The following is a 17,676-nucleotide window of genomic DNA, read 5'->3' as shown; positions in this document are numbered from 1 at the left end:
CACCGCGGCTGCGCCGGACCCGGGCTGTGTAGGGTTCTGGCATGACTTCCATGAGCACCCCCACCGAGCATCCGGACGAGCCCAGCGGCGTCGTCGAGCAGCTGCGGGCGAGCGTCGACGCGGCGTTCCCCCGGATCGTCGAGGAACTCTCCGGCCTCGTGGCCATCCCCGGCATCGCCTGGGAGGCCTTCGACGCCGCCGAACTCGACCGCAGCGCCGAGGCGGTGGCCGCGCTGGTCCGCGGAGCCGGCATCGACGACGTCCGCATCCTGCGCGTCGACAACGACGGCACCCCCGGCGGTCCCGCCGTCGTCGCCCGCCGCCCCGCCGTCGGCGACCGGCCCACCGTCCTCCTCTACGCGCACCACGACGTGCAGCCACCCGGCGATCCCGCCCTCTGGGAGACCGAACCGTTCGTGGCCACCGAACGCGACGGACGGCTCTACGGACGCGGCGCGGCCGATGACAAGGCCGGCATCATGGCGCACGTCGGCGCATTCCGGGCCCTCTCCGACGTGCTCGGGGACGCGTTCGGGGTCGGCGTGACGCTCTTCATCGAGGGCGAGGAGGAGGCCGGGTCGCCGACGTTCCGGTCCTTCCTCGAGACCTACCGCGACGACCTCGCGGCCGACGTCATCGTCGTCGCCGACTCCAGCAACTGGAAGGTCGGCGTGCCCGCGCTGACCACGAGCCTGCGCGGCCTCGTGGACGGCACCATCGAGGTGCAGGTCCTCGACCACGCGGTGCACTCCGGCATGTTCGGCGGACCCGTCCTCGACGCGCCGACGCTCCTCGCGCGCCTCATCGCGACCCTGCACGACGACGCCGGCGACGTCGCCGTCGCCGGTCTGCAGGCCGGGGACCACGCCACGGTGGACTACGCCGAGGAGGACTACCGCTCGGACGCCTCGGTGCTCGACGGCGTCGAGCTCGCAGGGACCGGCTCCATCGCCTCCCGGCTGTGGCACAAGCCGGCGCTGTCCATCATCGGCATGGACATCCCGAGCGTCGCGCTGTCCTCGAACACGCTGCTCCCGCGGGCACGCGCCAAGTTCAGCCTCCGCCTCGCGCCCGGCCAGGACCCGCAGTCGGCCATGGACGCCGTCCGCGCCCATGTCGAGAGCCACGCCCCGTTCGGGGCGCGGGTGACGTTCACCCCGGGGGAGACCGGCAGCCCCTTCCTGACCGACACGAGCGAGCCGGCGTCGCGCCTGGCACTCGAGGCGCTCGAGGAGGCCTGGGGCGTACCCGCCGTGGAGGCCGGCATGGGCGGCTCCATCCCCTTCATCGCGGACCTCACGGAGCTCTTCCCCTCCGCCCAGATCCTCATCACCGGCGTGGAGGACCCGGACTCGAGGGCCCACAGCGCCAACGAGTCGCTGCACCTCGACGAGTTCCGCAAGGCCGTCCTGGCCGAGGCGATCCTGCTCGCGCGGATCAACGACGGCGGTCTGCGCCGCGGCCGGGACTGACGCCCGCACCCGGGAGGGGGCGTGCGGAAATGTTTCGGCCCTCCCGGCCGTTAGAAGGGAAGTGGGCCCGGCGTAGGATTGGATGAAGCCCTGCGCGCCACACCGCGGACGCACGAGTGGATCCACCAGGGTCCGAGCTAGGAGAGACACAATGAGCACACCGACCACCGAAGCAGCGGCCCTGCAGGAGTCCACGGATCTTCCTGTGCACGAGGTCAACCTGTCCGACGTCGCCGCCGGCAAGGTGCGCAGCCTCCTCGAGCAGGAGGGCCGTACGGACCTCCGCCTGCGGGTCGCCGTGCAGCCCGGCGGCTGCTCCGGCCTGATCTACCAGCTGTACTTCGACGAGCGCGTCCTCGACGGCGATGCCGTCCGTGACTTCGACGGCGTCGAGGTCATCGTCGACAAGATGAGCGTGCCGTACCTGTCCGGTGCATCCATCGACTTCGAGGACACCATCTCGAAGCAGGGATTCACCATCGACAACCCGAATGCGGGCGGCTCCTGCGCCTGCGGCGACTCCTTCCACTAGCCGCCGCGCCGGCAGGTCCACCGGCAGCTGCACTAGCACGGGGCGAAGGCCCGGAACATCCCCCAGGGGAGTGTTCCGGGCCTTTCGCATGTCACCGGAACGCGGGTCTTCCGGGTAAGCTCTACAGTGAGTAGTAAAACTGGATGTGCACCCCGGGCCGCTTTCCGCGCGGGTGGCAACGCACGTAGAAAAGGAAGGTCCGTCTGTGAGTTCGCAGGACCGAACCGGTAGCAAGCGCGTCAGGATCGCAAAGATCTCCAGCATCACGCTGGCCGGCGCCCTCCTACTGACCGGCTGTTCGGCAGAAGCCCAAAAGGGTTGGCTCCCGGCAGACCGGGACAACACCAACCACACCGCGGCCATAACCGATCTCTGGGTCAACTCGTGGATCGCGGCCCTGGCCGTCGGTGTCATCACGTGGGGCCTGATCATCTGGTGCATGGTGGCCTACCGCCGCCGGAAGAACGACACCGGCTACCCGCGGCAGATGAGCTACAACCTGCCGCTCGAGATCTTCTACTTGACGATCCCGCTGTTCATGGTCCTCGTGTTCTTCTACTTCACCGAGCGCGACATCAACACGATCGACGCCCGGGTCGAGAACCCCGACGTGATCGTCGATGTGCGCGGCAAGCAGTGGTCGTGGGACTTCAACTACGTCACCGAGGACAAGTACTCCACCGGCGTGCAGGCCCACCTCACCGGCGAGACCGGCCAGGAGGCCGACCTGCCCACGCTCTACCTGCCCGTGAACAGGACCGTCGAGCTCCAGCTCAACGCCCGCGACGTGCAGCACTCCTTCTTCGTTCCCGGCTTCCTGATGAAGCGTGACCTCTACCCGGGCCGTACGAACTACATCAACCTCACGCCCACCAAGGAGGGCACCTTCGACGGCAAGTGCGCCGAGCTGTGCGGCCAGTACCACTCGGAGATGCTCTTCAACGTGCAGGTGGTCTCGCAGGCGGAGTTCGACGCGCAGATGGACCGCCTCGAGGACGGCCAGCTCGGCGACGAGTACGACCGCGACTCCTACCCGGAGGATGATCCCGATACCGACCCAGCCAGGAGCAGCAGCTGATGTCCACCTTCGAATACACCCTTGAGGAAGCCGGCACCGTAGCCGCTCCCCGCGTGGTCCCTCGGTCCAAGGGACGGATCGTCGTCAACTGGATCACCTCGACCGACCACAAGACGATCGGGTTCATGTACCTGATCGCCTCGTTCGTCTTCTTCTGCTTCGCCGGCGTGATGGCGCTGATCATCCGCGCCGAGCTCTTCGAGCCCGGCATGCAGATCCTGCAGACGAAGGAGCAGTACAACCAGCTCTTCACGATGCACGGCACCGTGATGCTGCTGATGTTCGCGACGCCGCTGTTCGCGGGCTTCACGAACTTCGTCATGCCCCTGCAGATCGGCGCACCCGACGTCGCCTTCCCGCGGCTGAACGCCCTGGCGTTCTGGTTCTTCCTGTTCGGCAGCACCATCGCCGTCTCCGGGTTCATCACCCCGCAGGGCGCCGCGTCGTTCGGCTGGTTCGCCTACGCGCCACTGTCGAGCACCACGTTCTCCCCGGGCGTGGGCGGGGACCTCTGGGTCTTCGGTCTCGCACTGTCCGGCTTCGGCACCATCCTCGGCGCCGTCAACTTCATCACCACGATCATCTGCATGCGCGCCCCCGGCATGACCATGTGGCGCATGCCGATCTTCACCTGGAACGCGCTCATCACCTCGATCCTCGTGCTGATGGCGTTCCCGCCGCTGGCCGCCGCGCTCTTCGCGCTCGGCGCCGACCGCCGCTTCGGGGCCCACATCTTCGACCCCGAAGCCGGTGGGGCCATCCTGTGGCAGCACCTGTTCTGGTTCTTCGGCCACCCCGAGGTCTACATCATCGCGCTGCCGTTCTTCGGCATCGTCTCGGAGATCTTCCCGGTCTTCAGCCGCAAGCCGATCTTCGGCTACAAGGGCCTGGTCTACGCGACGATCGCCATCGCCGCCCTGTCCGTGACGGTGTGGGCGCACCACATGTACGTCACGGGTGCGGTCCTGCTGCCGTTCTTCGCCTTCATGACCATGCTCATCGCGGTGCCCACCGGCGTGAAGTTCTTCAACTGGATCGGCACGCTCTGGAGGGGGTCGCTGACCTTCGAGACGCCGATGCTGTGGAGCCTCGGCTTCCTCGTCACCTTCCTCTTCGGTGGCCTCACCGGCATCATCCTGGCCTCGCCGCCGCTCGACTTCCACGTCTCGGACACGTACTTCGTGGTTGCGCACTTCCACTACGTGGTCTTCGGGACCGTGGTGTTCGCGATGTTCGCCGGCTTCTACTTCTGGTGGCCCAAGTTCACCGGCAAGATGCTGAACGAGCGCCTCGGCAAGATCCACTTCTGGATGCTGTTCCTCGGCTTCCACGCCACGTTCCTCATCCAGCACTGGCTGGGTGTCGAGGGTATGCCGCGCCGCTACGCGGACTACCTGCCCGAGGACGGCTACACCGCCATGAACCAGTTCTCCACCGTCGGGTCCTTCGTCCTGGGTGCCTCGCTGATCCCGTTCTTCTGGAACGTCTACATCACGTGGCGGACCGGCAAGAAGGTCGAGGTGGACGACCCGTGGGGCTTCGGCGCCTCGCTCGAGTGGGCGACGTCGTGCCCGCCACCGCGCCACAACTTCACCTCGCTGCCCCGCATCCGCTCCGAGCGCCCTGCGCTCGACCTGCACCACCCGGAGCTGCAACAGACGCACACCCCCGATGACAGCGCCATCGGCCAGGCCCTCGGCTCGGCCGACAGGAAGGACGCCAAGGTATGAGGATCGAGAAGAACCTGTTCCTGATCGGTGTGCCGATCTTCGTGCCCGTCGCCTTCGTCTACGGGTGGCTGACCGAATGGTCGGAGTGGGTCGGTTTCCTCGGGATCCTGCTCGTGGGCGGCCTCGCCGGGATGATCGGGTTCTACCTGGCGTTCACCGGCAAGCGCGTCGGAGCACGCCCGGAGGACCGGCTCGACGCCGAGATCCACGAGGGATCCGGCGAGCAGGGCCACTTCAGCCCCTGGAGCTGGTGGCCCCTGGTCCTCGGCCTCGCAGCCGCCACGGGCTTCCTCGGGATCGCGATCGGGTTCTGGATCCTCTACATCGGCCTCGGTCTGGCGGCGATCGCCCTCGTCGGCTGGGTCTTCGAGTACAGCCGCGGGTACCACGCCCACTAGTACCGTCCACGCAGTCCACGACAGGGGAGCCCGCCATGTGCGGGCTCCCCTGTCGTATGGGTACAGTCTGATGGACGACAGTCCCGACGGGTCCCGCACGGGACACCGCCGGAGCGAGGAGACCGACCCATGGGTGTGCTGCCGAGGCCCTTCGACGCGGACCGCCTCGACGAGGCATCCGGCACACCCAAGCATGTCCAGCTGCGGGAGAGCCTGCGGCGCTACGTCCACCAGTTCGGCGAGCCAGGAGCGGGGATACCGTCCGAGCGGCAGCTGAGTGAGTACTTCGGGGTGGCGCGCATGACGGTGCGGCAGGCCGTCGATGCCCTGGTCGCGGAGGAGGTGCTCGAGCGCGTCGTGGGACTCGGGACGTTCGTGGCGCGCTCCAAGGTGGACCTGCACATGAAGATGACCTCCTACACCGAGGAGATGATCCGGCGCGGCATGGTGCCGGACGCACGCGTCCTGAGCTTCGAACAGCAGGGCGCAACGCCCCTGGTGGCGCGGGAGCTGCAGATCGAGATCGGCCAGCCCGTGGTGCGGTTTAGGCGGCAGCTCCTGGCCGACGGCGAGCCCATGAGCGTGGACGAGAACTTCCTCCCGGCGCACCGCGTGAAGGGGCTCCTCGACGGCCCGCCGCCCACCTCGCTCTACAACGTGCTCAGCGAGAAGTACGGCCTCGTCATGGAGTGGGGGGAGGATACCATCGAGGCGACGGCGGCGTCGCCGTCGATCGCGCGCCTGCTCAACGTGGAGATGAACGCCCCGCTGCTGAAGATCCAGCGGCACGCCTACGTGGCGCGCGCCATGATCGACTACTCCGTGTCCTACTACCGCGCCGATCGCTACAAACTGTGGGTACCGCTGCAGCGGCCCGGTGTGCGGACACCGCGCGCCTACAGTTCCAAGCGCCTCGGCTAGGGCCTGACCTACGTCGCGGCGCGGCGCCTCCGACTAGCCGGCCCGTCGCGGGACCGGCTAGTCGGAGGGGCGTCGCACCACCCGGCGCTGCGCGTAGTGGTGGCCCGCGGAGTCCGTATGGATCTCGATGGATCGGAGCGTCTCGTCCGACGTCTCCTCGGCCGCGTCATGCAGGTGCACGACCGGGCTGTGCCCGTCCGTGCGCTCCGCGGGTCCGAGGAACGATCGGGCGGCGGCATCGATCCCGTCGAAGAGCGACAGCCGTGCCTTGCGCTTCCCCGAGGACGGCTCGACGCCGCGCGTGTGCTTCCGTTGCCTGCGATGGATCTCCATCAGACACCTGATTCGTCGTGGGGGCGTCAGTCTACTCCTGCAGTCCGGCTCTCGCCGGGATTTTCCTGCCGGTCATCCCGAAGCCTCTCCAGGATCTTTTACGGCTCTTCCACGGCTCTTCCTCAGGGGGCCCGGGACGCAGTCCGACGGGCGAGGGTCAGGTGGACGACGCCGCTGGGAGACGGGGTCGCCTCGATGTCGAACCGTTCCTCGAGCGCCTCGAGTCCGTCCCAGAGCCGCTCGCCCCGTCCGAGGACGATCGGGACCAGCACGATGTGCAGGTGGTCGATCAGGTCGGCTTCGAGGAACTGCCGCACCGTGTCGACGCCGCCGCCGATCCGGACATCCAGGCCGCCGGCCAGCGCGCGGGCCTGCGCCAGCGCCTCGACGGGATCGGCGTCGACAAAGTGGAACGTCGTGCCGCCGTCCATCTCCACAATCGGCCGGGGGTGATGGGTCAGCACGACGACGGGCGTCCGGAACACGGGGGTGTCGCCCCACCAGCCCTTCCACTCCTCGTCCTCCCACGGGCCCCGCTGGGGACCGAACTTGTTGCGCCCCATGATCTCGACGCCGATGCCGGGCCCCCATGCGCGGGCGAACGCCTCGTCGACACCGGAGGACCCGGGGCCCTCTCCGGACAGCCCCATCTCCCGGAACGTGCGGGTGCCCAAGGCCCACTCCATGAGGCGCATGCCCGCGTGGCCGAAGGGGGCGTCGAGCTGCTGACCCTCGCCTGCGCCGAAGCCGTCGAGGGAGATCGAGAAGTTGTGCACACGGACGAGGGACACAGGAGCTCCTGGCACTGGTCGTTGGCGATCACTCTAGGGGGACCGGAGCCGCCGGCTCAAGGCGGCACCTCACACGGCGAGGAGCGCGAACGCACTTCCGATGGCCGCTCCGACGGCGGCGCCGGCCACCACCTGGCCAGGGGTATGGGCCCACAGGCGTACGCGGGACCACCCCACGGCCACGGGGATCACTGCGAGCGGGGCCGCCCATGCGCCGAACAGGGCGAGGGCGCCGACGACGACGAACACGGCGACCGCCGAATGGGCGGAGAGCTTCCACCAGAGGTTGACGACGAGCACGGACAGGACGCCTGCCACCGTGCACAGCACGGCCCCGATGACGAGCGGGGGAGCGTCGAGGAGCAGGAGGAGCGCGAGCCCCGCGCCGATCGACGCGAGCGTCGCGGCGAGGACCGGCGAGCGTTGGCGGCGGTCGCTGATGTGATGGTCCACGAGGGCTGTGGAGGGAGCGTTGCTGCGGCTTCCCCTCTCATGGGGTGGTGCAGGAATGACGAAGGGCCCGGACGCGAGGTCCGGGCCCTTCGATCAGCGGTTGTCGGTTCTAGTGGCTCGCGATGGACTCGCGGTCCTTGGCGCCGGCGATCTCGTCATGGTGGTCGCCATGCGAGGCTGCCAGTTCCTTCGGCGTCACAGGCGCCACCCGGTCCTCGAAGAAGAAGCGGGAGATGCGGCCGTGGGCCTTGTCGAGGAGGCTCACCTTGCCGTCGGCGTCCGGCGTGGGGACCATGACCTCGGGCGATTCGAAGGCGACCAGCTGGTAGCGCTTGTAGTCGTCGACCTGCTCGTGGACCTCGATGAACTCGCCGTGCGGCAGGCGCACGATGCGTCCGGTCTCGCGGCCGTGCAGGGCGATCTCGCGGTCCTTGCGCTGCAGGGCCAGCGCGATGCGGCGGGTGACCATGAAGGCGAGGACCGGCCCGAAGATCACCAGGAAGCGCAGCCAGTAGGTCACGTCGTTCAGCGACACCAGGAAGTGCGTGGCGATGAGGTCGGAGCTGGCAGCGGCCCACAGGACGCAGTAGAACGTGATACCGGCGACACCGATGGCCGTGCGGGTCGGGGCGTTGCGGGGGCGGTTCAGCAGGTGGTGCTCACGCTTGTCCTTCGTGACCCAGGCCTCGATCCACGGCCAGGCGAACATCAGGGTGAAGACGATGATGGCCGGGACGAGAGCGGGGATCAGGACGTTCAGGGAGAGCGCGTTGACGCCCCAGGGGAACGGGATCATGAACTCGAAGTCGAAGTTGTCGCCGAGCGTTCCGGGCATGAGACGCAGGGCCCCGTCCACCCAGCCGATGTACCAGTCGGGCTGGGTACCGGCGGACACGGGCGAGGGGTCGTACGGGCCGTAGTTCCAGATCGGGTTGATGGTGAACGCTGCGGAGATCGCGGCGAGGACACCGAACACGATGAAGAAGAAGCCGCCGGCCTTCGCCGCGTACACGGGACCCACGGGGTAGCCGACCACGTTGGTGTTCGTCCGGCCGGGGCCGGGGAACTGGGAGTGCTTGTGCAGCACGACCATGAACAGGTGGATACCGATGAGGAGCAGGATCACCGCGGGGATCAGGAGGATGTGCAGCACGTACAGGCGCCCGATGATCATCGTGCCCGGGAACTCCCCACCGAAGAGGAAGAAGCTCAGGTAGGTGCCGACCACGGGGATGGCCTTCATGACGCCGTCGATGATGCGCAGGCCGTTACCGGACAGCAGGTCATCGGGGAGGGAGTAGCCGGTGAAGCCGGCGGCGAGGCTCAGGATGAGCAGGACGCAGCCGACGACCCAGTTGAACTCGCGCGGGCGGCGGAACGCACCGGTGAAGAAGACGCGGAGCATGTGCACGGCCACGGAGGCCACGAACAGCAGCGCCGACCAGTGGTGGATCTGCCGCATGAACAGGCCGCCGCGGATGTCGAAGGAGATGTCCAGCGACGACGCGTAGGCCACCGACATCTCGACGCCTCGGAGCGGCAGGTAGCTGCCCTCGTAGTGCGTCTCCGCCATCGACGGATCGTAGAAGAAGGTGAGGAAGGTACCGGAGATCAGGAGGATGACGAAGGTGTAGAGTGCCACCTCACCGAACATGAAGGTCCAGTGGTCGGGGAAAATCTTCCGGCCGAATTCCTTGACGATCCCCGAGCCGCCGACCCGGGAGTCGACGTAGTCGGTGACCTTGCCCACGCGCGTCTTCGGCACGTAGGTCGGCGTAGCAGTAGAGCTGCTCATGTCAGCCTCGCTCCCAGAAACTAGGTCCTACGGGTTCTTGGAAATCGCTCGACGCGACGAGGTAGCCCTCGTCGTCGACTTCGATGGGTAGCTGTGGCAGCGGCCGTGCAGCCGGTCCGAAGATGACCTTGCATTCCTGCTCGAGGTCGAAGGTGGACTGGTGGCACGGGCACAGCAGGTGGTGCGTCTGCTGTTCGTAGAGCGCTACCGGGCAGCCGACGTGCGTGCAGATCTTGGAATACGCAACAATTCCGTCGTAGCCCCAGTTCTCCCGTCCAGGAGAGGGGTTGAGCTCCTCGGGGTCGAGGCGCATGAGCAGGACGACTGCCTTGGCCTTCTCCTCGAGCTTGTTCTCGACCTCGTTGAGGCCTTCGGGGATGACATGGAACGCTGATCCGACCGTCACGTCGGAGGCGAGGATGGGTGTTCCGCTCGGATCGCGGGTGAGACGGACGCCGGTGTCCCACATGGTCTGCTTCAGCGCATTGCCGGGCAGGGGTCCGAGATCGCGGAAGATGGCGATCGCCGGCAGGGGAGCAAGGATGGCCGCTCCGAGGAGGGTGTTTCGGATCAGCGGGCGTCGCTTGATACCCGACTCGTCGAGGATGTCGTTGACGATCTTCTCGGCGTCCTGGCGGTCGCTCTCGGGCCGGATCTCGTGGCGGCTCTCGGTCACCTCGTGGTCGGGCATGAGGGTCTTCGCCCAGTGCACGATGCCGACGCCGATGCCGAGCATCGCGAAGGCGGTGCCCAGCCCGAGCATCAGGTTCTGCAGGCGGAGGCGCTCCACGGTCTCGTCGAGCGGGATGAAGAAGTAGCCCACGAAGAAGAGCAGTGTGCCGAGGATCGAGACGAGGAACAGCAGGGCCACCTGCCGCTCGGCGCGCTTCTCGGCGCGTCGGTCCCGGTCCGCGAGGCGCGGCCGGTGCGGGGGCAGGCCCGGGTTCTCGAACTGGTCCAGCTCGCGGCCCGGCGTGGCGACGGTAACCGAGGTCCCGGGAGCGCCGTGACTAGAGTCGGCCATGATCCCTCTCATCCTTCTTCAGGTACTGCATTCGAAAGTCTGTCTGTAATTCGTTCACGGTGAGCGCGCGGATGGTCAGGAGGACCGCGACGTGAGCCACACGGTGAAGGCGATGATGACGCCCAGGCCCGCGACCCAGATGAACAGGCCCTCGGAGACCGGCCCGAGCGAGCCGAGATCGGCTCCGCCGGGGGAGCCCTGCTCCTCGATGATCTTGAGGAACGCGATGATGTCCTGCTTGTCGTCGGGGGAGATGTTCGCGTCGCTGAAGACGGGCATGTTCTGCGGGCCGGTGACCATGGCCTCGTAGATGTGCTTCTCGCTCGTGCCGTCGATCGACGGGGCGAACTTGCCCTGCGTCAGGGCGCCGCCGGCTGCTGCGGCGTTGTGGCACATGGCGCAGTTCACGCGGAAGAGCTCGCCACCGTGGGAGGCGTCGCCTTCGGAGGCGTTCAGGATCTCCTCGGAGGGGATGGCCGGGCCGGCGCCGAGGGAGGCGACGTACGCCGAGAGCTGGCTGATCTGCTCCTCGGTGAACTGGACGGGCTTGGCCTGGGCCTGGGGGCCGTCCATCTGCATGGGCATACGGCCGGTGCCGACCTGGAAGTCCACGGAGGCCGCACCGACGCCGACGAGCGACGGTGCCGCCTGCGATCCGGTGGCGCCCATGCCGTGGCAGGAGGCGCAGTTCGCGCTGAACAGCTTGCCGCCCTCCTCCACGTCATCGGCCGTGAACGTGGTGGTCTGCGCCTGCGCTTCGTTGGCGGTGCTGGCGGCGGCGTACAGCCCGCCGGTGACGAGGAGCGCCATCAGGAGCAGCGCGAACGCTGCGAGTGGGTGACGCCGCCTCTGGGAGAGTGCCTTCACGGAGTGGTTCCTGCCTTTTGTGGTACCAGAGCTGCTGGAGTTCTTCTTTGAATTCTACCTCTAGTAGAAGAGTCTATGTGAGGCAGTTACTGGAGGAAGTAGATGATGATGAACAGACCGATCCAGACGACGTCGACGAAGTGCCAGTAGTAGGACGTCACGATGGCGGACGTGGCCTCGAAGTGGCCGAACTGGCGGGCGATGAACGCGCGGCCGATGATGAACAGGAAGGCGATGAGCCCGCCGATCACGTGGATCCCGTGGAAGCCCGTGGTCATGTAGAAGGCCGACCCGAAGGCGTTGGAGGACAGTGCGACGCCCTCGGACACCAGTTCCGCGTACTCGTAGGCCTGCACCGAGACGAAGATCGCACCCATGACGAAGGTCAGCAGGAACCACTCGACCATCCCCCAGCGGGAGAGGGCGAACACGCCCCCGGTGCGGCGCGGCTGCAGCCGCTCGGCGGCGAACACGCCGAACTGGCAGCTGAAGGAGCTCGACACCAGGATGATGGTGTTGATGAGGGCGAACGGTACGTTCAGCTTCTCGGTCTCCATGGCCCACAGCTCGCTGGAGGTGGAGCGCAGGGTGAAGTACATGGCAAAGAGGCCGGCGAAGAACATCAGCTCGCTGGACAGCCACACGACGGTCCCGACGGAGACCATGTTGGGGCGGTTGAGCGCGGGATGCGGGGCGGCACTGGGGGCTTGGGTCGCAGATGTCACAGAGTCATTATGTCCCCAAGAACATCACGATCACCAACGCGAAATGGCCCTCCGAAGTGCCTCCGCAGGCCGCGGGGAGCCCCAACGCCCGGTTTTCCGCGGAAGTTCCCCGTGATGACTTTCTACAATTCGTAGATAATCTGGGACCGTGAGCCTGACTACGACCCCCGACGGGGCGCAACCGACCTGGCCGTCGATCTTCTCGTCCCTCCTGTCAAGGACTGATCTGACGACGGCGCAGAGCCGCTGGGCGATGGACACGATCATGGCGGGCGAGGCCAGCCATGCCCAGATCGCGGGATTCCTGATCGCCCTGCGTGCCAAGGGCGAATCGGTCGGCGAGCTCATCGGGCTGGTGCAGGCGATGCTGGGGCGCGCGCACCGGATCGAGGTCGGCGGACCCACCCTGGACATCGTCGGGACGGGCGGCGACGGACTGAACACCCTGAACATCTCGACCATGGCCTCGCTCGTCGCCGTCGGCGCCGGTGCCACGGTGGTCAAGCACGGGAACCGCGGGGCGTCGTCGGCGTCCGGCGCGGCCGACGTCATCGAGGAACTGGGCGTCCGGCTCGATCTCGCGCCGTCCGACGTCGCGAGGACCGCCGAGCACGCCCGGATCACCTTCTGCTTCGCGCAGGTCTTCCACCCGTCGATGAAGCACGTCGCCGTGCCCCGACGGGAGCTCGGTGTGCCCACCGCGTTCAACTTCCTCGGACCGCTGAGCAACCCGGCGGGGGTCACGGCGCAGGCGCTCGGCTGCGCCGATGCGAGGATGGCTCCGCTGATGGCGGGAGTGCTGGCGGCGCGGGGCATCCGCGCCCTCGTGTTCCGGGGCGACGACGGCCGCGACAAGCTCACCACCAGCGGGTCCTCGACGGTGTGGGAGGTCCGCGACGGCCGGGTCCAGGCGCACCAGGTGCACCCCGGGGACTTCGGGCTTGACGCCGTCCCCGTCGACGCGCTCCGCGGCACCGACGCGACGGGCAACGCCGCAGTGGTGCGGGCGGTCCTCGCCGGGCATGCCGGGCCGGTGCGCGACGCCGTCGTGCTGAACGCGGCTGCCGGCCTCGTGGCGCTCGACGACGCCGCCGACGGGGCGCTCGTGGACCGGATCCGGGCTGCCATGGACCGGGCGCGCGCATCGATCGACTCCGGGGCCGCGGCCGGCGTGCTCGAGCGCTGGGTGGCTGTGACGCGGTCCTACTGACCGGAGACGCCCGGCCGTTCCCCGCGGGGCGTCAGCTGTCGAAGCCGAGCGAGAACGCGGCGTCGAGGTCGTGCTGCGAGTAGGAGCGGAAGGCGATCTGGGTCGTCGTGGACCGGACGCCCTCGATCTTCGACAGGCGGTCGGCGATGACGTCCGCGAGGTCCTCGTGCCGGGGGACGCGGGCGATCGCGATGAGGTCCCACTCCCCGGTCACGGAGTAGACCTCGCTGATGCCCTCGATCTCGGAGATGGCCTGCGCGCTCTCGGGGATGCGCGCGGCGTCGGTCTGGATGAGGACGAATGCGGTGATCATGGCGTGCCTTTCGGGTTGGGACCTCACCCTTACGCTACCGGCCGGCGGGAGCGGATCATGCGTGCGACGGCCCTCGGGACCACCAGGAACACGCCGAGGACGAGCAGGGTGACGAACTGGAAGCTGAGGGCGACGCCGGCACCGGAGGCGGCGCGCAGCGCGAGCCCGCCGGCCACGGTCCCGAGCCACAGGACGACGCCGGTGGGCAGGGGCGAGGCGGGGGAGCGCCACGCACGCACCACGACGGCCGTGAGCGCGTAGGCGAGGAGGAACGGCCAGGCCGTCTCGAGCACCCCTACGACGGTGACGCCGTGTTCGTGGGTGCGGCGGCCGGACGCCGCGAACGCCAGGACGAGGACCACGTCGGCGGCGCACCAGGCAAGCGGGGCGGTTGTCCGCGGCCGCCGGGTGGTCGGGCGGACAGGGGTGCGGCGGGCCATGAAGCCAGCCTACTGGTTGTCGTTGTCGGAGCCGTGGACTACATTCGGGCCACGTCCGGCCGTCGGCGCGCGGACATGAGCGAAGGACACCCGCGATGGGATCGATCACCCCGTGCCTCTGGTTCGACGGTAAGGCCGAAGAGGCCGCCATGCTGTACACCTCGGTGGTGAGGAACTCCCGCATCGTGAACGTCTCACGGGCGGGCCAGGACGAGGGTCCCGCGCTGACGGTCTCGTTCGAGCTCGACGGCCAGCCCTTCGTGGCCCTCAACGGCGGTCCCCAGTTCTCCTTCACGGAGGCCGTCTCCTTCCAGATCTCCTGCGCGGACCAGGCCGAGGTGGACCACTACTGGACCGCCCTGACCGAGGGCGGCGAGGAGAGCCGGTGCGGCTGGCTCAAGGACCGGTTCGGCCTGTCGTGGCAGATCATCCCCGCGGTGCTGCCCGACCTGATCGGAGGCGACGACGCCGAGGGCGCGCAGCGGGCTATGACAGCGATGCTCGAGATGAACAGGCTGGACATCTCGACGCTCCAGGCGGCTTACAGCGGCGTCTGACGGGTCAGGGTCACCGGCAGGGTCACGGGCGGGGTCACGGGCCGGGTCACGCGCCGACGGAACCGACCGGAGACGCAGGGTCACACGCGTAACTCCCCGCCCAGGTGGGTGCCTCGAGCTTGCAGGGACACAGCGTGGGCACAGCACCGCGAAAGCCGCGCCACAACCGGGCCGGAGACAGTGGTTCAGGGTCGGACAGGCCCGGACCACTGCAAGCGGCCGCGGAGAGCGGCAGATCGAGGAGACACCATGAGTCAGCGGAGGAAGATCGCACTGGGCATCGGAGGGGCCGCCCTGGTGGCGGGCACGAGCCTCGGGATCGCGGGCATGGCCACTGCGACGACGACGGTGACGCCCGAACCGTCGGCGAGCGCTTCGGCCACCCCCGGCGCCGACGGCCGCGACGGCGGCTTCGGACGGCATGGCGGCGGATTCGACGCCGCGGCCCTCGCGGCCGAACTGGGCGTCGAGGAGAGCGCGGTCCAGGAGGCGCTGCAGGCGGCACGGGAGAGCGCACCTCCCCGCGACGACACGGGAGGGAGACCGGACCGCGCGGCGCTGCAGTCGGCGCTGGCCGCTCCGCTGGCGGAAGCGCTCGGACTCGACGAGGCGACGGTGCAGGCCGCCCTCGACGCCCTGGCGGCGCAGCACCAGGAGGAACGCTCCGCGGACCTGCAGGCGAGGCTCGACGCCGCGGTGGCGGACGGATCCCTGACCCAGGAGGAGGCCGACGGCGCTGCGAAGGCCGTGGACCTCGGCGTTCTGGGCGGGCATCGCTGATCCGTAGCCCGACAGGTCGGGAGCAGGATGGTACCGTCGTGGCCGGCGCCGCCGCGGACCCGTCCTGCCCTCTCCTGTCCTGTCGTGTCCTCGATGCTCCTGTGCGGCGCCGTCCGCGCGGATGTGCGCGCCGCACACGGGCCTCGCAGGGGGCTCACGGTAGAGGCCTGAGGGTAAAGGCCTCAGGGCAGGAGGGCTGTGGGCAGGGATTTCAGGGCAGGAGTTTCAGGGCAGGCGCGACGGCCGCAGCACGGAGGCCTGGCCGGCTCTGCCGGGATCCAGTGGCACGGGACTCACGAGCACGGCAGGCCCGCGATGGAGCGTCCCGCTGCCGAGCGGACGGCATCGCAGGCCGCCCCGGCCGCGCATCGCCTTGTGCGCGCCGGGGGCGAGGACCCTGTCCATCCAGACGCAGGGGTGGGCATGCCGCCCGCCGTGGAAGGCGACGGATCCGCCCGCGGACTCCAGGACGAAGTCCTGACCGATGAGCGGCGGGAGTTCGATCCCGCGCAGCACCACGTTGCGCCGGGTGAGCAGCGGGTCGAAAGGGGCGGCGCCGAGCTCCGCGGCGATGGCCTCGAGCGATTCGACGGCGAACAGCGTCACGGCGGCGTCCATGTGGGCCGCCTTGCCGAAGAACCGGTCGCCGACGATCCCCTTCCCGGCGACCACCTCCGCGCTCGCGGCGTCGGTGGTGGGCACGTCGGCCGCGCCGTCCCGCGCCCGGCCGAAGTAGGCGTGCGCGGGAGACACGAGCAGGTGCAGGATCTCGACGTCGTACCGGAACTCGTGCGTCATGGCTCCCACGCTAGTCTCCCGCCGTCGTCCGCGGGACCACCATCGCCGATGCTGTCGTCCGCACTGTCGATCGCCGCACGGTCGGCGCCGACGGCGCCGGCGCGGCCGGTTCAGGCCTCGCCCGGGGGCCGTTCACGCTCCCCGTGGACGGCCCAGTAGCCCACGGACCGGGCCTTGTAGATGGCCGGGTTGTGGGAGGAGATGGTCCGGGCGTTGCGCCAGTGCCGGTCGAGGGCGCGGCCGGTCGACGTCGCCGAGGCCCCACCGACCTCGAACAGGTGGGTGGCAGCACCCAGCGCCTGGTCCACCGCGACCAGTTGCGCCTGGCTCACCGCGATGTCCGCTGCATCGAGCGCCGCCCGGACGGAGCCCGGCCCGTCGGGGTCGCAGGAGCCGTCGGAGCCGGAGACGTCGGAGCCGGAGCCGTCCGGGACGCCGGCGTCCTCCTGCTCGCCCCCGACCCGCTCGGCCCGGAGTCGCTCGGTCCGGAGTCGCTCGTATGCGGTGTCCAGGAGGTCCGCGGCGGCGAGCACCACCGCGTCCGCCGCGAACGCACGGCCCGCCAGTTCGCCCAGCACCTGCAGTACCTGCGGGTCCTCGCGCGGGAGCGGTGTGGTCGCATTGACGTAGGACCGCGTGCGCGGCCGGACGAACGCCGCGGCGTCCTCCGCGGCGGCGCGGGCGATCCCGGCCAGCGAGGCGACGAGCACGAGCTGGAAGAAGGAGTGCACGTGGCTCGGCGCGTCGGGGGAGAAGGGCCGCACGTTCCGCGGATCCACACGGACCTCGGTGAAGTGGGTGGTGCCGCTGCCGGTGAGCCTCTGGCCGAAGCCGTCCCAGTCGTCGATCCGCTCGACGCCGGGAGCGGTGGCCCGCACCGCGTACCCGACGCGCTCGCCGTCGTGCACGGCGCTGCCGGCGATCCAGTCCGCGTAGAGGCTGCCGGTGCTGTAGTACTTGGTGCCCGTCAGCGCCAGGGCACCACTGGGTGGATCCTGTGCGGTGAGGGCCGTGCGGATGTCGCGCAGCGAGGTGCCCGTCAGCTCGCTCGAGGCGTTGCCGATCATGGTGCCCGCTGCGACGTCGAAGAGCCAGCGGTCGCGGTGCGCCGACGACGGCTGGAGGAGCGTGCCCTCGACGTAGGCGAAGTGCCCGCGCCAGAGCTGCGTGAGGTTCGAGTCCGCAGCGGCCAGGTCGGTGAGCAGGGTGAAGAGCTGGCGCAGTGACACGCCCGATCCGCCGTACTCGACCGGCACGCGGAGGGCGCCGAACCCGGCGTCCTTGAGGGCCGCCACCTCCTCGTAGGGCAGCACGCGCTCCTTTTCGCGGCGGGCCGCACCGGCGGCGACGGCGTCGAACACGGGCCGGAACCGTTCCCGGAGCGCGGCCGTCGACGGGGCTCCCGACGGTCCGGGCCCGTCCACCGGGGCCTGGTGGGTGATCGTCGTGGTCATGATGG

Annotated in this window: 20 protein-coding genes; 9 read left to right on the top strand and 11 right to left on the bottom strand. The window is 69.0% G+C overall.

Translation table 11 applies throughout. The features are described 5' to 3' along the window. Window positions 1-50 precede the first annotated feature (50 nt). The 6 genes from V6S67_RS09300 (at window position 51) to V6S67_RS09275 (ending at window position 6,131) form a co-directional block, all read left to right on the top strand. The gene (locus tag V6S67_RS09300) at window positions 51-1,472 is read left to right on the top strand and encodes a dipeptidase (protein ID WP_442884874.1); all 1,422 of its coding nucleotides are present in this window, start codon (window positions 51-53) and stop codon (window positions 1,470-1,472) included. 151 nt (window positions 1,473-1,623) lie between these two features. Beyond that, window positions 1,624-2,004 carry a HesB/IscA family protein gene (locus V6S67_RS09295; RefSeq protein WP_334209979.1) on the top strand — a complete coding sequence of 127 codons (381 nt, stop codon included), beginning with the start codon at window positions 1,624-1,626 and terminating at the stop codon, window positions 2,002-2,004. 205 nt (window positions 2,005-2,209) lie between these two features. After that, complete coding sequence (gene ctaC, locus V6S67_RS09290) at window positions 2,210-3,082, top strand: aa3-type cytochrome oxidase subunit II (RefSeq protein WP_334209978.1); 873 nt, start codon at window positions 2,210-2,212, stop codon at window positions 3,080-3,082. Further along, entirely contained in the window at window positions 3,082-4,812 is a 1,731-nt protein-coding gene (gene ctaD / locus V6S67_RS09285; RefSeq protein ID WP_334209977.1) for an aa3-type cytochrome oxidase subunit I, read from the top strand. Before ctaC ends, ctaD begins: the two co-directional genes overlap by 1 nt. Beyond that, complete coding sequence (locus tag V6S67_RS09280; protein ID WP_334209976.1) at window positions 4,809-5,210, top strand: cytochrome c oxidase subunit 4; 402 nt, start codon at window positions 4,809-4,811, stop codon at window positions 5,208-5,210. The genes ctaD and V6S67_RS09280 overlap by 4 nt, the downstream gene beginning before the upstream one ends. 129 nt (window positions 5,211-5,339) lie before the next feature. Then, on the top strand, window positions 5,340-6,131 hold the full coding sequence (locus tag V6S67_RS09275; RefSeq protein WP_334209975.1) for a GntR family transcriptional regulator: 792 nt from the start codon (window positions 5,340-5,342) through the stop codon (window positions 6,129-6,131). A gap of 57 nt (window positions 6,132-6,188) precedes the next feature. Here V6S67_RS09275 and V6S67_RS09270 read toward each other — a convergent pair whose 3' ends face one another. The 7 genes from V6S67_RS09270 to ctaE all read right to left on the bottom strand — a co-directional run bounded on the left by V6S67_RS09270 (window position 6,189) and on the right by ctaE (window position 12,119). Then, window positions 6,189-6,464, bottom strand: a complete 276-nt coding sequence (locus tag V6S67_RS09270) for a hypothetical protein (RefSeq protein ID WP_334209974.1) — start codon at window positions 6,462-6,464, stop codon at window positions 6,189-6,191. 122 nt (window positions 6,465-6,586) lie between these two features. After that, a complete protein-coding gene (locus V6S67_RS09265; RefSeq protein WP_334209973.1) occupies window positions 6,587-7,255 on the bottom strand; it encodes a dihydrofolate reductase family protein in 669 nt (222 codons plus the stop codon). A gap of 69 nt (window positions 7,256-7,324) precedes the next feature. Next, window positions 7,325-7,708, bottom strand: coding sequence for a phosphatase PAP2 family protein (locus tag V6S67_RS09260; RefSeq protein WP_334209972.1), 384 nt, complete (start codon window positions 7,706-7,708; stop codon window positions 7,325-7,327). Between the two features lie 109 nt (window positions 7,709-7,817). Continuing rightward, on the bottom strand, window positions 7,818-9,503 hold the full coding sequence (gene qcrB / locus V6S67_RS09255; RefSeq protein ID WP_334209971.1) for a cytochrome bc1 complex cytochrome b subunit: 1,686 nt from the start codon (window positions 9,501-9,503) through the stop codon (window positions 7,818-7,820). A gap of 1 nt (window position 9,504) precedes the next feature. Then, entirely contained in the window at window positions 9,505-10,527 is a 1,023-nt protein-coding gene (gene qcrA / locus V6S67_RS09250) for a cytochrome bc1 complex Rieske iron-sulfur subunit (RefSeq protein WP_334209970.1), read from the bottom strand. Between the two features lie 75 nt (window positions 10,528-10,602). Beyond that, window positions 10,603-11,394: a cytochrome bc1 complex diheme cytochrome c subunit gene (qcrC, locus tag V6S67_RS09245; RefSeq protein WP_334209969.1), complete on the bottom strand. Its 792-nt coding sequence runs from the start codon at window positions 11,392-11,394 to the stop codon at window positions 10,603-10,605. Between the two features lie 86 nt (window positions 11,395-11,480). Further along, window positions 11,481-12,119 carry an aa3-type cytochrome oxidase subunit III gene (gene ctaE, locus V6S67_RS09240; RefSeq protein WP_334209968.1) on the bottom strand — a complete coding sequence of 213 codons (639 nt, stop codon included), beginning with the start codon at window positions 12,117-12,119 and terminating at the stop codon, window positions 11,481-11,483. A 148-nt stretch (window positions 12,120-12,267) separates the two neighbouring features. On the opposite strand from ctaE, the gene trpD reads away from it, so the two are divergent. Continuing rightward, entirely contained in the window at window positions 12,268-13,329 is a 1,062-nt protein-coding gene (gene trpD, locus V6S67_RS09235) for an anthranilate phosphoribosyltransferase (RefSeq protein ID WP_334209967.1), read from the top strand. Between the two features lie 31 nt (window positions 13,330-13,360). Here trpD and V6S67_RS09230 read toward each other — a convergent pair whose 3' ends face one another. Together V6S67_RS09230 and V6S67_RS09225 are read right to left on the bottom strand one after the other, a co-directional pair. Beyond that, the gene (locus V6S67_RS09230) at window positions 13,361-13,642 is read right to left on the bottom strand and encodes an Lrp/AsnC family transcriptional regulator (RefSeq protein ID WP_334209966.1); all 282 of its coding nucleotides are present in this window, start codon (window positions 13,640-13,642) and stop codon (window positions 13,361-13,363) included. Window positions 13,643-13,671: 29 nt separating this feature from the next. Next, window positions 13,672-14,082: a DUF3054 domain-containing protein gene (locus V6S67_RS09225; protein ID WP_334209965.1), complete on the bottom strand. Its 411-nt coding sequence runs from the start codon at window positions 14,080-14,082 to the stop codon at window positions 13,672-13,674. 95 nt (window positions 14,083-14,177) lie between these two features. Between V6S67_RS09225 and V6S67_RS09220 the strand changes: the two genes are divergently transcribed. Next, entirely contained in the window at window positions 14,178-14,639 is a 462-nt protein-coding gene (locus V6S67_RS09220) for a VOC family protein (protein ID WP_334209964.1), read from the top strand. Between the two features lie 249 nt (window positions 14,640-14,888). Further along, a complete protein-coding gene (locus tag V6S67_RS09215; protein WP_334209963.1) occupies window positions 14,889-15,419 on the top strand; it encodes a hypothetical protein in 531 nt (176 codons plus the stop codon). A gap of 225 nt (window positions 15,420-15,644) precedes the next feature. Here V6S67_RS09215 and V6S67_RS09210 read toward each other — a convergent pair whose 3' ends face one another. Together V6S67_RS09210 and V6S67_RS09205 are read right to left on the bottom strand one after the other, a co-directional pair. Beyond that, window positions 15,645-16,217, bottom strand: a complete 573-nt coding sequence (locus V6S67_RS09210) for an MOSC domain-containing protein (RefSeq protein WP_334209962.1) — start codon at window positions 16,215-16,217, stop codon at window positions 15,645-15,647. A 110-nt stretch (window positions 16,218-16,327) separates the two neighbouring features. After that, complete coding sequence (locus tag V6S67_RS09205) at window positions 16,328-17,671, bottom strand: acyl-CoA dehydrogenase family protein (protein ID WP_334209961.1); 1,344 nt, start codon at window positions 17,669-17,671, stop codon at window positions 16,328-16,330. Between the last annotated feature and the right edge of the window lie 5 nt (window positions 17,672-17,676).

Source organism: Arthrobacter sp. Soc17.1.1.1, from assembly GCF_036867195.1.
In the GTDB taxonomy this organism is placed as follows: domain Bacteria; phylum Actinomycetota; class Actinomycetes; order Actinomycetales; family Micrococcaceae; genus Arthrobacter_D.
This window is presented reverse-complemented; position numbering and strand designations above follow the sequence as displayed.